We start from the raw sequence: 12,468 nt of genomic DNA on the forward strand, positions 1-12,468 counted from the left end.
CATGTCGCGCTTGAATTTCTGGTCCGGCGTCGCGATCTTCACCTGGATCCTGCTCGCTCTTCTCCTCCTGCTCCCAGTCGGCACCGTTCTGGTATCGAGCCTTTACGACCCTGCCGGTGATTTCACGTTCGGCAACTATCTCACCTTCCTCACAGAGACGCGCTTTCACAGGGCGCTGCTGAACACGCTCGTCGTCGGTTTCGGCGGTCTGGCCGGAGCGCTGCTGCTCGGCTCGATTATGGCTTTCTGCGTATCACGCTTCGTGATCTTCGGCGGACGCTTCGTATCGCTACTGGCGATCCTCGCTCTCGTCTCGCCGCCCTTCATCGGCGCCTATTCCTGGATCGTGCTCTTCGGCGCCGGTGGCCTCGTCCGAAGCGGGCTGCGCGAGATCGGCATCCAGATGCCGCCGATCTATGGCCTTGGCGGAATTCTGGTCGTTTTCTCGCTGAAGTTCTACCCTTACGTCTACCTGATGGTTTCCGGCGCGCTTTCCAACGTTAACCGATCGCTGGAGGAAGCAGCCGAAGGGCTTGGACTGACGCCCTGGCAGCGCACGTTCAGGATCTCGTTCCCGATGGTGTTTCCGGCGCTGTCGGCGGGCGGGCTGCTTGCCTTCATCCATGCGATCGCCGACTTCGGCACGCCCCGCCTGCTCGGCCGCGGATATACAGTGCTCGCCACCGAAGCCTTCACCCTCTATTCAGCCGAGGTCGGCTCGAACATGTCGATGGCAACGACCATCAGCGTCGTGCTGATCGTCGTCTCGATGCTGTTCGTCTTCTTGCAACGCTACATGTCGCGGCGCAACGTCTACCACGGCAACATGATCAACAAGCCGATCAGGATCCGGCTGAAAGGCTGGCGCAACGTGGCGGCTCATGTCGCCGTCTACCTGATCGGCCTGCTTGGCGCGCTGCCCGTCATCATCTCCATCATCTATTCCTTCCGACTGACCAATGGCCCCGTCTTCCAGCCGGGCTTCGGGCTGCAGAGTTACGCCCGCATCCTGTTCAACCTCGGTGATGTCGTGCGCAATTCACTGACCTTCTCCGTGGTCGCCGTCATCCTGATCGTGCTGGTCGGAACGATCGTCGGCGTCTATGTTGCGCGTCGCACGACGCTTAACACCTCGCTTCTCGATGCGGCTTTCATGATCCCCTATGTCATGCCCGGGATCGTCATCGGCATCGCCTATATCGCGATCTTCAACACGGGCCCGATCGTGCTCACGGGAACGGCTGCAATCATCATCTTGTCGATCTTCATCCGCCGCCTGCCCTATGCCGTCCGAACGACGGCGTCGTCGCTGCGGCAGATCTCGCCGAGCATGGAAGAAGCAGCCATATCGCTCGGATACAGCCCGTTTCAGGCGTTCATTCGCATCACGGTTCCATTGATCATTCCCGGTATCATCGCTGGCGGCATGCTGAGCTTCGTGACAGCGATCAACGAACTCTCCTCCTCGCTGGTCCTCTATGTCGGCAGTACCGTGACCATGCCTGTGCGCATCTACCTGCTGATCCTCGACGGGGATTTCGGGACTGCCGCGGCGATGGCGAGCATCCTGCTTCTCCTGAGCGGCGTGGCCGTCTATATCGCCTTCCGCTTCCTGGGCAGGAACGAACAGGCGCTCCTATAGCGGAGGCCCGCAGGATCCGATGATGCATATCAAGTGGCTTCTAACCCTCTCCGATCAAGAGCTTGAAGATGTGATGGGAGCGGTCGAGATCTGGTGTTCCAGCGAAGGCCAGGCAATTGCTAGCGATGTCGGCAGACAGGCGCTTGAACTGGCCGCCCAGCTGCGTCGCAAACGCGTGCTTTCCCAGACGCAGCTTGCACAACTTTTATCAAAGGAGATGCCGGAGAGACGCTGACCCGGCACTTTCGCATGAAATTACGTCTGGTGGCGCAGCGGCGCTTCGGCGAAAATACGGAAAGCCTGGACGACCATTCCGGTCGATACGTCGAGGCTACGGACCAGGCCGCAGCCTTTTAGCACGCCGCCGCGCTTGTTCGGGTCAGGCTCCCGAACGAGCCGCCACCGCCTGTCGGTTTGCATTTAATCGTGAGATTCCTCCCCAACAACTTCAAGAAGTTAGCTCGGCACTTAATCTGAGACTTAGCACTTAATTTGAGACTGCCCCTTGGATTTTAGCACTTAATGTGAGATCCATTCGTTGATGAAATCTGCGGTGCTTCAGGATGGATGCTCAATTCCCAGACGATATTGACGAAACGCTTTGGAACGAGGCGTGTCGACGCGCCGAGGCAATCCGAGAGTTTCTTAAGCGCCGATCTGGCGATGTAACTTCCGGGGATATGGCGCTGCTTGCTGTCGAACTTGGAGTCAGTCGGGCAACTGCATTCCGTCTTATCAAGCTATTTCGGGGTGGGGGAACGGTGATGTCGCTGGTGGAGCGGAAACCGGGCCGTCCTGACGGTCGACGGGTGCTCGACAAAGGCCGAGAAGAAATCATCCGCGCCACGATAAATCGGTATTATCTGACAAAGAACCGCCCAGGCATCTCTCAATTAGTTCGGGATATCCGAACGAGCTGCCTCTCTGCGGGGCTAAAGCCGCCACATCGCCGGACGATCGAAACTCGTCTCCAGGAGATCAACCTTCACAAGCGCGCCAAACGACGGGGCGAATCCGAGATCGTGAAGCGGACAACGGCCGTGCCGGGAGGGCTTACGGCCTCGCGCCCACTCCAGATCGTCCAAGTCGACCATACGAAAGCAGATATCTTTGTCGTCGACGAGGAGACGCGTCTACCCATCGGAAGGCCTTGGCTAACTCTGGCAATGGATGTCTGCAGTCGGATGGTGACAGGGTTCTACCTCACGATGGACGTCCCCTCCCGACTTTCGACCAGTCTGTGTTTACTACACTCCGTCTTTGACAAATCGCCTTGGTTACGAGAGCGCGAGATCAACGAGCCATGGCCGGTCGCCGGCCTCCCTGAGACACTACATGTCGACAACGGCAGCGACTTCAGGAGCCGCGCTTTTAAGAGGGGGTGCGACGATGCTGGCGTAGCGATCGACTGGCGACCACCTGGTGAACCGCGCTTCGGCGGACATATCGAGCGGCTGATCGGCACCCAAATGGGAAGGCTCCACTTGCTACCCGGCACTACTTTCAGCAATGCACAGGAGCTTGGCGAATACGATTCGAAGCGGCATTCGGCGCTGACACTCCGCGAACTTGAGCGATACATCGCCCTCGACATTGTCGGTAACTACCATCACTCAATCCACCGCACTTTGGGCCGCCCGCCCATCGCGGTGTGGCGTGAGTACGAGGGTGAAATTCCGCTCCGCTTGCCGCAGGACCGAATGCGATTTTGGCTGACATTCCTGCCCGAGCAGGAGCGTACATTGCAGCCAACCGGGATCCATCTCTTTGGAATGCGCTATTGGGCGGCAGCCCTGAGTGCCGACGTCGGGACTGCAAATCGCCGGCTTCTCGTCAAATACGACCCAAGGGATATGTCTCGTGTCTTCGTGCGGCGACCATCGGGCAGCTTCGTGGAAGCACGTTACGCCGATCTCACCCTAGCTTCGGTAACGCTGCACGAAGCATTGGCTGCGAGGCGTACTCTGCTGGCGAAAGGGCGACGAGAGGTCAACACCCGCACGATCGTTGGAACAGCGATCGAACAACGCAAGCTGGTGGATGCGGCGGTGAAGGCGACAGCGACAGTACGACGAGGCCGCGCTGCCAGCTCAAAAACGAAAGTGGATGACAGCGGTTGGGGCTCGCTTCGGGGGATCGACTCCAGCAAACCTGTGGCTTTCGACGAGGACATGGAGTGAGCTGGCATGAACACAGAAATCTCCCACCTGACTGTGACCGCAGCGGCACTGCTCGGTGAGGCAGACAACCAGCGGATCCGCGCCATAAGATCACGTCGCTGGCTCATTTACCCGCGTGCCAAGCAGGTTCTCGATCGCCTTAACCTTTTGGTCGATCATCCACGTGGGACGCGAATGCCGTCGCTCGCCATTTATGGCGACAGCGGCATGGGCAAAACGATGATCATGAAGCGCTTCCGTGACCAGCACCCACCAAGCTTTAACCCGATTACCGGCAAGCTAAAGACACCGGTTCTGGCGATGGAGATGACCAGCCGGCCTGGCGAACGGCGGTTTTACGCCGAACTTTTGACCCTGCTCGGCGCACCGCAGCGACCGCGTGCCGATATTGCTCAGATGGAGCAAGCGGCACTGCGGATCATGGAAGCGATTGGCGTGCAGGTTTTAGTGATCGACGAGGTGCACAACATTCTCGCCGGGACCTATCGCGAGCAGCGCATCGTATTAAATACCTTGCGCTTTCTCAGCAACCGCCTCCAGGTCTCCCTCGTCTGCTTCGGCGTCAACGACGCGCGTGAGGCCATTGGTGGCGATGTCCAGTTGGCGCGTCGCTTCGACCAGCTCACGCTGAGCCGCTGGGCTGCAAATGAGCAATTCGAAATGTTGGTCGCCTTGATACTGCGCAATACTCCATTGCGGCACCCATCGGTGTTGACCGCGAGATCATTGCGGCGAATACTGCAAGTCACGGAAGGCATCACTGCTAACATCTTCCACATCGTCAACTCACTGGCCATCGAGGCAATCGAAAGCGGAAGAGAGCGGATTACTGACGAAGCCATTGAGAAATGGGAGCCAGAATTCGACGCCGACGCAGCGTTCGCGTGAAGACGGCCTTATGCGAACAGCGACTGCCGGTAAGGCTGGCTCCGTGCGCCGATGAGCTTTTGTCGTCGTGGATCGCCCGACATGCAGCATTCTATGCGATCTCTCCTTTGGCCATGCTTCAGCATTGCCTTCCAGAATTGCTGTCGTTACGCGCCGCTGATCTGAACCTCACTGAAGATCAGGTCGTCCGCATCGCCCACATATTCTCGATCGAGCCCACTACGGTTCGCCGCATGACGTTCTCGGATGTTCCACAGCCATCACGGCGAATGATCGCAAGCGAGCCTCGACAATCATGCTCTACCTGCCGCCGAACGGCCGACGGATTGCCCGTCATCCTCCGAAGCCAACTCTTAGGCTGGCGGATCACCTGCTCGCTTTGCGGAGGCACACTGCAAACAATTGGCGGGCGTAATGGTCCCGCTCCCTTCAGCGGCTACCACCATGCAGCACTGATAGGAGAAGAAACGCTCGATAACGAGGCTGAGCACGGTATCCAAAACTGGGTATCGCCAAGTGAGATTGCCCGTCTCCTGCTAATGCGGCGCGTTCCGAAGTCGCCGCCCGGTTACAAACCGTCGGTCTATAGGGTGCTCGGTGTCATCATTCCTGATCTCGACGAAGTTATGCAGATGGAAATCAAACTTCCGAGTCCGGCAAGCCCGATCTTGCCCATGTATTTGCGCCCTGCCCTCTTGGCAGGTGTCGCCATTGTCCAGCATGCCGGGCCCGAAATGCTTCGCATGCTGAGTGGCCATATGATTGGTGAGAACAAAGCCCGCTTCGACAGCGCTATAGAAGAGGTCTTAGACTGTTCGCGTCAGTCGCTTGGATCGTCACAGTTGCACTTAATTTGAGATTCTTGGCCGGTAGAATCTCGAATAAAGTGCCAAATGGGAAAACAACGACCGCAATCTCACCGTTAACTGCCAAACGACAAATGCGCAACTGAAGAGGATGCTGGAGCGGTTCGAACGCTGAACGTGTCATTGCCCATCGCGCCTAACCCAGCCAATGTGTCTTGACGGGGGTGGGATGATCTGAGTTGTTGGCGCATCGGTAAATTCCCGTACATGCCGAGGGTCGCAGTGGCAAACGATCCGTAGCCGAAGCCGTTCGACAGCGAACTTGCCGGTGAACGCAATTTTATGTGGACCTGACGAAACAGGGGCCGAGAGAGTGTCAATCGGCCCTTCAATTGCGGGACTTAGTCAAGCCTGTTTTGTCCGTGCCGGGGTCACGTTCTTTTCGACGTCATGGCCTCATGAATATATCCGGGTCGGATGCCTCAACGCACTCATTCGTCGGCTGTTACTCTCTTGGGAAAAACCCTGTCCCAGCTGAACTCAACTGGTATTTCTAAATCCAAACCTGTCGCATCCACCGCATTTAGGTCCATCGAGAAATCGAAGGACATAGGATCGCCACCTGAATTGTATCGAGAAAGGAGGTCGTAGGGACTACCCTTAATTATCATCTGCGTATCAGAGACCTTGGCCAATTTTCCAATCTGCCTAGCCCCCGGTTTCCCAATACCGTCATGGCACGAATCTATTCGTATGGTTTGATAAGCAACGGTGACATCCCAACCAAGCTCAGTGTCGTTGAGGGACGTGATGGTTCCAGACCACGCATTGACGTAGTCTTGTAGGCAAAAAGCGCCCCCTCTTTTATAGTATTCAAACCTTCCTGCTGTCTTTAAGATAATTTGTTGCCCAACCGCTGCGATCGGTATTTTGAAATACAAGCTTCGTAGCCCCTTGTATCCCGGCTCAGCACTTGGAGTTCGGCACATCCATTCTCCCTTAAACCAATCCGACATCTCTTCCCCCTGACAAACACGACAATCGCGACCACCGCAACAACCAGAATAGTATAAACTGGGGGCGCTACAAGCACCCCCTAATCATCTTCTTCAGGGTGTAGATATAGCTCGCGCTCATATTCCCATCATTCAGGTTCAGGCCAGTGCCGGCCACCATCATCGACCCCTCCATCGCGGCTGGCAGAACCCATTCCCGGATCGGAACGCCGTACCGTAGAGCGCCGGGTTTGGGAGCCAGGACTGGAACATAGTGCCTGGAACACAGTGCCAGGATTATAGACGGTGTCGCCGCGGCCGAAGCTGCGCCGAAGCTCGGCGACCGTCACGCCGTCCTGCTTGACGACGATACGATCAGCATTGACGTGGACCTCGACAGAGCGGCCGGCGGCAGTCGACAGGACTGAGTATTTTGTTGTTGTCGAAGCGGACCGCGCATGTCTTCGACACAGAGGCCAGAACGCAATGGAACCCGTCGAATGGACCGACATGATGCACGAGGCTCCTGCGCTCCGCTTCGAACATCTGCCAGGTCGTCTGTTCCGGGTGGCTCTGGATCTTGGCACAGACAGCGCATTTATCGAGTAGCCAGACATTTGGCCGCTACAAATCGTCAATCTCGCCTTTCCGAGCGCCAGTCTTCGGCAATGGTTGCCTTCTCGCTCATATCAGAAATCCGCCTCGGATTGCAGCAGTTGTATCGGCCCTGTTGCAATTTCTTTTGCAGATTTCCTGATATTACAGCTGCAACCAGTCTCCCACAGCGGAGGAATTGCAGGGCAAGAACGTCCGTGCTTTCGTGGGGCTCGCAAGCGTTCATCGACTTCCATAGAAATGAGCAAACCATTGACGAGAAAAATTGATTTGGCGTCTTCACAGACGAATGAAGGTGCGACCTTTGCACCTCCCGCCTACCCGGCCGGCGCCCCTGAGGGTGCATCCTCGCTAAACCTTGAGGGTCGTGTTGCAATTGTAACCGGCGCGAGCCGAGGCCTCGGCCGGCGTATCGCGCAAACATTCGGACGGAGTGGAGCCAGGGTCGTGGTAGTCGGCCGAAATGGAGCTAAACTGGACGACACCGCGCATACGATCATAAAAGCAGGTGGTAAAGCGCTCCCTTTGGTGTGTGACGTCTCGGACGCGAACGCTGTCGCGGAAACCTTTCACCAAATCTCCGCGACCTTCGGTGCAGTCGATTTGCTGGTGAACAATGCTGGCGAGACCGGCCCAATTGATCACGCTTGGCAAGTCGATAGCGCCGACTGGTGGAAAACGTTCGAAACGAATCTTTTGGGCGCTTTCCTGTGCACGCACGCGGTACTGCCTCACATGGTCGAGCGCCGGGAAGGTATCGTCGTTAATATTGCCAGCAATGCGGGGGTCTTTCGCTGGCCAACATGTTCGGCATATGCCGTTTCGAAAAGCGCCCTGATCAAGTTGACTGAGAACTTGGCAGCCGAAACCGTCCGACACGGACTGTCGATCTTCGCCTTTCACCCTGGGCTTCTGCCGATCGGTCTTACCGAGGTAGAAGATCCCTCAGCCGTTGATCCCGCCTCTCCCAAAGGAAAGGTCGTGTCCTGGTTCCAGGAGCAACTGGAATCCGGCAAGGTTGTTGATGTGCAGCAGAGCTTGGACATGATTGCGAAGCTGGTATCCGACCGCTATCGCGCTCTGAGTGGTTGCTATATCGCCCCCGATGACGATCTTGAAGTCATGAAGAACCGCGTGAGGGGGATGGGGCGACATTCAGACCTTTACCGCTTGCGATTGGCCAGGTGATCGGTGGCGGTTTGGCGGCTCCCGTCACCCCTCGGGATGCTGCTGGACGTTCGGGTTGACCTTCACCTTCTTCCTCGTACTGGCCTGTCGACCCCTCTTTACGAGTGCCTTTGCAATGCACCAAATTTCGCCTCCGTGATAGAAGGAGGCCCCCGGAGAACCGATGACCACATCCTATGCCGCGGCTTGCGCCCCGCAGTCGGAAAAACGAAAGTTTCTCGTGCTCCTCCTCGGATCGGTTGGCGTGGTCTGTGGTGATATCGGCACCAGCCCGCTCTATGCGTTCCGCGAGTCGCTCCGCCCGTTCACTGCCAACGGGGTGGAGCCCGACCAGGTGATCGGGCTCATCTCGCTGATGATCTGGACACTGACGATCATCGTCACTTTCAAGTATGTGCTGTTCCTTCTAAGAGCCGACAACGACGGCGTGGCTGATTGCGGCGGATGTCCTCACCAACGAGGAAAGGGACGCAATCCATCGCAACTACAATCAGGCGTTTGGTGTCGACACAACCGACGAGGCAAGCCAGAAGAACGTTCGCGCCCTACCGACGCCAACGATTGCGCCTCGAGAGGCAGCCTGAAAACACTAGGCGCGATCGCCACCGGCGATCGCGCAATCCTTGTCATTCAGATGAAGTCGCCGACTGCGTCACCGATCGCGACCAATGCGTCCTTCAAACTGCAGTCGGACCAGCGCGAACTGTTCGAATTAACTGAAATGTCGACGCTCTTTCAATAGGAGCGCAATTTTGCCCGAACCCGATGATGGACCACGACGTGGCAATATCGTGCTGGGGGAAGCTTTTGCTGCGGTATATCGGCCTTCAACTCCACCTATATCGCATACCACGTCGACATGCCGACCAGCACAAGCGGTATTGCGACCATGGCGAGAACCGTCTGTGTCGCAGTGATGCCTGCCATCATGGGAGCGTCGCCGCCAAGTTGTCGCGCCATGATATAGGCCGAGGACGCTGTCGGCAGAACCTGGAAGAGAAGAGCCGTCGTCAGTGCCGGTCCCTCCAATCCAATTGCGGCGGCTAGGATGGCTGTTGCAATCGGCATCGCCGCGAACTTCATGGTCGAGGACCATGCCACGGGGGCGACCCACTGCCGCGCAGCGCTGAAGTCCAGGGCGGCTCCAACACACAAAAGACCAAGGGGTAAGGAGGAGACGCCAAGCGTCCGCATCGCCGGTTCAATTCCCGGCGGTAGGCCAAGCCCTAGCATTTGAAAGATGATGCCACCAAAAGACGCAATGATCAGCGGGTTCGTCAAAAGCTGTTTGAGGATGCCACGCCAACTCAGTTTTGCGGAGCCGAGCCGGGAAAACACCAGAACGCAGAGAATGTTGACCGTGGGCACGATGGCGGCGTTACAGATCGCCGCAAGAGCAATCCCCTTTGCCCCGAACAGGCCGGACGCTAAAGTCACACCGACATAGTTATTGAAGCGCACGCTGCCCTGGAACACCGACGTAAAGCCTGCACCGTCTACCCCCATCAGCGGACGCAACGCGATGACCAAAGCGGCGACGCCGAGTGTCGAAAAGATCAGCGTTAGGGCAAGATCGCTAACGGGAAGCGCATCCAGACGGGCTGTTGTCAGACCGTGAAAAAAGAGGCAGGGCAACAGGACGTAGTAACCGAGGCGTTCGGCCTGCCCCCAAAACCCCTCATCGAGGAAACGACGATGACGCAGAAGAAACCCGAGTAATATCAGGATGACGATGGGCAGCAGAGCCAAAAGAACATCGGTGGTCATGCGATTTCTTCCAGTGACTTGACGATACGGCGGCAGCCTTCTTCAAGCGTGGCGGTGTCTGTCGCGAACGAAAGACGCAGATGACCGGGTGCACCAAAGGCGCTGCCTGGAACGGTAGCAACGCCCGCCTCAAGCAAAAGGTCGGCGACCGCCACATCGTTGGATTGAGCGACAAGACGCGGGAACAGATAGAACGCTCCGTCCGGGACTGGAACATCGAGAGCGGCGCTCCCGGAGAGAACCGTGTGGGCTGCGTCTCTGCGTTGGCGATAGATCGCGTTGCGTTCGGCAAGGACGTCCTGGGGACCTTCCAGAGCCGCCACTGCCGCGATCTGGCTCAAAGTCGCGGTCTGTGTGCAGTTCTGCCCCTCTATCGCGTTGATTTCAGAGATGAGTGTCTCGGGGCCGAAACCCCATCCAACCCGCCAGCCGGTCATTGCGTAGGCTTTCGACACGCCGTCGACGAGGAGGATACGGTCACGAAGATCCGGCGCGACGGCGGCTATGCTCATATAGGTTCTATCGGTATAGAGGATGTGGGCATAGATCTCATCGGACAAGATGAGGACATGCGGTTGGTCGCGCAGCACGTCCGCGAGCGCTGCCATCTCTTCGCGGCCGTAGACAGCGCCTGACGGGTTGCCTGGCGAATTGAGAACCACCCACCGTGTCTTCTGCGTAATCGCGCCAGCCAGTGTTGAAGGCGAAAGACGGAAGCCGTGTTCGGCCGGACACACAATGTTGACCGGCGTGCCGCCGCACAGCCGGATCATGTCCGGATAACTCGCCCAATAAGGTGTTGGCACAATGACTTCGTCGCCGGCTTTGATAGTCGCCAGAAAGGCGTTGAAGATAACCTGCTTGGCACCACACCCGACAGCAACCTCGCTGTCGGCGTAGTGGAGACCGCGGTCACGAGCGATTGCTTGCCGGGCGGCATTGCGCAGAGCTGAAATCCCGTTGGAGGGTGTGTAGCCCAGCGGACGGCGGGCTGCATTGATGGCCGCGTCCGCGATATGAGACGGTGGGGCGAAATCGGGCTCGCCGAGAGTGAGATCAACGATGTCTCGACCGCCTAAGCGCAGCTCGGCAGCCCGTTTCGCCATGGCAAGGATGGGAGACCCTTTGCCAAAGTTCTTTACCGTCGGGGCGTCATTGGTCATCGGGATACCGGCCTCTTTTTATAGGGTTAGACAGATGACTTACCGGTTCTGACCAAGAAGGAATAATTCTTAATTCTCTTGGATAAGATGATATTATCTCATTGGTAGCGTCGTCGGACGAGCGAGCATTCCGGAATGATGGCTACGCTCCAAAATGCTGACCGCCTCGTTGTCGGGAGATCGCCTTGTCCTTACGTGCACTTCGCACTCTGCAAGCCATTGTACGTCATGGCTCCTTCGCCCGCGCTGGCGAGGTCGTCGGGCTGACGCAGTCGGCGGTGAGTTTGCAAGTGAAGGCGCTGGAACAGGAATTCGGCATGAAATTGTTCGACCGCTCGCGCCGGTTACCGGTTCTCACCGGGGCAGGCAGGATCGTATTGGAAAAGTCTCAGGAGATTCTCGCGCTCTACGATAGGATTGCCGAAGCCCTGGGGGATGAGCAATCTCTCGCGGGAAGACTTAGGGTAGGAGCTATCCAGACTGCGTTGTCCGGCGTGCTGCCGGAAGCATTGGCTGCCCTCAATCGGGCGCATCCTCGGGTACGCGTTCACGTTGCCGCCGGAATGTCGGCCGAGCTTGCGCTTCAGGTCGCTGCGGGCGAACTGGATGCGGCGGTGACGACGGACCCGGTCCGCCCCTATCCCGCCGACCTGACCGCTACACCGCTCTATGAGGACCGCTTCTGGATCCTCGCGCCCTTGGGACACGAGCATAGCAGCTCGCGCGATTTACTCTGCGAGTTGCCGTTCATTCGCTTCGACAGCCGAGCCTGGGCGGGCCGTCTTATCGACCGTGAGCTCCGGCGGCAGCGGCTGGACGTCAGGGAAGAGATGGTTCTGGACAGTCAGGACGTCATCCTACGAATGGTCGAGAAGGGTCTCGGCGTTGCCGTCGTACCACTTTCCGATCAAGCGCGAGCGGATCTGCTTCTGACCTGTATTCCATTCGGCGAGCCGCAATTAATCCGGCGCGTTGTGCTTCTTGAAAGACGGGGACACGATGGCGGGCAACTGTCACGTGCTCTCGCACAGGCGATCATCCAGGCGGAAAACATCAGAAACTCTTGACTGGAATGAAAATCAAAGTGTCCAACAAAGACCCTCAGGATCCATGAGGAACTGTTATGGCCGCGCGTACTCGCGGCCCATTTGAGATGTGAGACATACCCTGCTCCCGCTCGTCTCGCCTAAACTCGCGGGCCGAAGGAACATCCGTCGGCGCGCC

The 12,468-nt window shown here is 57.7% G+C and carries 11 protein-coding genes and 2 pseudogenes; 8 read left to right on the top strand and 5 right to left on the bottom strand.

Annotated elements, in window-relative coordinates; all coding sequences use genetic code 11:
- Nucleotide 1: 1 nt before the first annotated feature.
- On the top strand, nucleotides 2-1,642 hold the full coding sequence (locus tag C5J24_RS13095; RefSeq protein ID WP_105404642.1) for an iron ABC transporter permease: 1,641 nt from the start codon (nucleotides 2-4) through the stop codon (nucleotides 1,640-1,642).
- 19 nt (nucleotides 1,643-1,661) lie between these two features.
- Nucleotides 1,662-1,877: a hypothetical protein gene (locus C5J24_RS13100; RefSeq protein WP_105404641.1), complete on the top strand. Its 216-nt coding sequence runs from the start codon at nucleotides 1,662-1,664 to the stop codon at nucleotides 1,875-1,877.
- A 20-nt stretch (nucleotides 1,878-1,897) separates the two neighbouring features.
- Here C5J24_RS13100 and C5J24_RS31835 read toward each other — a convergent pair whose 3' ends face one another.
- The gene (locus tag C5J24_RS31835; RefSeq protein ID WP_172723947.1) at nucleotides 1,898-2,062 is read right to left on the bottom strand and encodes a hypothetical protein; all 165 of its coding nucleotides are present in this window, start codon (nucleotides 2,060-2,062) and stop codon (nucleotides 1,898-1,900) included.
- A 143-nt stretch (nucleotides 2,063-2,205) separates the two neighbouring features.
- Here C5J24_RS31835 and C5J24_RS13105 point away from each other — a divergent pair, with 143 nt between their 5' ends.
- The 3 genes from C5J24_RS13105 to C5J24_RS13115 are packed head-to-tail and all read left to right on the top strand — an operon-like array spanning nucleotide 2,206 to nucleotide 5,567.
- Nucleotides 2,206-3,822 carry a Mu transposase C-terminal domain-containing protein gene (locus tag C5J24_RS13105; protein WP_105418324.1) on the top strand — a complete coding sequence of 539 codons (1,617 nt, stop codon included), beginning with the start codon at nucleotides 2,206-2,208 and terminating at the stop codon, nucleotides 3,820-3,822.
- Nucleotides 3,823-3,828: 6 nt separating this feature from the next.
- Nucleotides 3,829-4,710, top strand: a complete 882-nt coding sequence (locus tag C5J24_RS13110; protein ID WP_105418326.1) for a TniB family NTP-binding protein — start codon at nucleotides 3,829-3,831, stop codon at nucleotides 4,708-4,710.
- Nucleotides 4,707-5,567: a TniQ family protein gene (locus C5J24_RS13115; protein WP_245437498.1), complete on the top strand. Its 861-nt coding sequence runs from the start codon at nucleotides 4,707-4,709 to the stop codon at nucleotides 5,565-5,567. The genes C5J24_RS13110 and C5J24_RS13115 overlap by 4 nt, the downstream gene beginning before the upstream one ends.
- 440 nt (nucleotides 5,568-6,007) lie before the next feature.
- On the opposite strand, the gene C5J24_RS13120 is transcribed toward C5J24_RS13115, so the two are convergent.
- Nucleotides 6,008-6,532, bottom strand: coding sequence for a hypothetical protein (locus C5J24_RS13120; protein WP_172723948.1), 525 nt, complete (start codon nucleotides 6,530-6,532; stop codon nucleotides 6,008-6,010).
- Nucleotides 6,533-6,701: 169 nt separating this feature from the next.
- Nucleotides 6,702-7,129, bottom strand: a pseudogene (locus tag C5J24_RS32360) (IS21 family transposase); the annotation flags it as partial.
- Nucleotides 7,130-7,366: 237 nt separating this feature from the next.
- Between C5J24_RS32360 and C5J24_RS13130 the strand changes: the two are divergent.
- Both C5J24_RS13130 and C5J24_RS13135 read left to right on the top strand, forming a co-directional pair.
- Nucleotides 7,367-8,314, top strand: coding sequence for an SDR family NAD(P)-dependent oxidoreductase (locus C5J24_RS13130; protein WP_105418332.1), 948 nt, complete (start codon nucleotides 7,367-7,369; stop codon nucleotides 8,312-8,314).
- 163 nt (nucleotides 8,315-8,477) lie between these two features.
- Nucleotides 8,478-8,741: pseudogene (locus tag C5J24_RS13135) on the top strand (KUP/HAK/KT family potassium transporter); the annotation flags it as partial.
- A 410-nt stretch (nucleotides 8,742-9,151) separates the two neighbouring features.
- Here C5J24_RS13135 and C5J24_RS13140 read toward each other — a convergent pair.
- Together C5J24_RS13140 and C5J24_RS13145 are read right to left on the bottom strand one after the other, a co-directional pair.
- On the bottom strand, nucleotides 9,152-10,081 hold the full coding sequence (locus C5J24_RS13140; RefSeq protein WP_105418333.1) for an AEC family transporter: 930 nt from the start codon (nucleotides 10,079-10,081) through the stop codon (nucleotides 9,152-9,154).
- Nucleotides 10,078-11,244: a pyridoxal phosphate-dependent aminotransferase gene (locus tag C5J24_RS13145; protein ID WP_105418335.1), complete on the bottom strand. Its 1,167-nt coding sequence runs from the start codon at nucleotides 11,242-11,244 to the stop codon at nucleotides 10,078-10,080. Before C5J24_RS13145 ends, C5J24_RS13140 begins: the two co-directional genes overlap by 4 nt.
- Nucleotides 11,245-11,429: 185 nt before the next feature.
- Between C5J24_RS13145 and C5J24_RS13150 the strand changes: the two genes are divergently transcribed.
- A complete protein-coding gene (locus C5J24_RS13150) occupies nucleotides 11,430-12,311 on the top strand; it encodes a LysR family transcriptional regulator (protein ID WP_105418337.1) in 882 nt (293 codons plus the stop codon).
- The last annotated feature ends 157 nt before the right edge of the window (nucleotides 12,312-12,468 follow it).

The organism is Neorhizobium sp. T25_27, assembly GCF_002968565.1.
GTDB classification, from domain to species: domain Bacteria; phylum Pseudomonadota; class Alphaproteobacteria; order Rhizobiales; family Rhizobiaceae; genus Neorhizobium; species Neorhizobium tomejilense.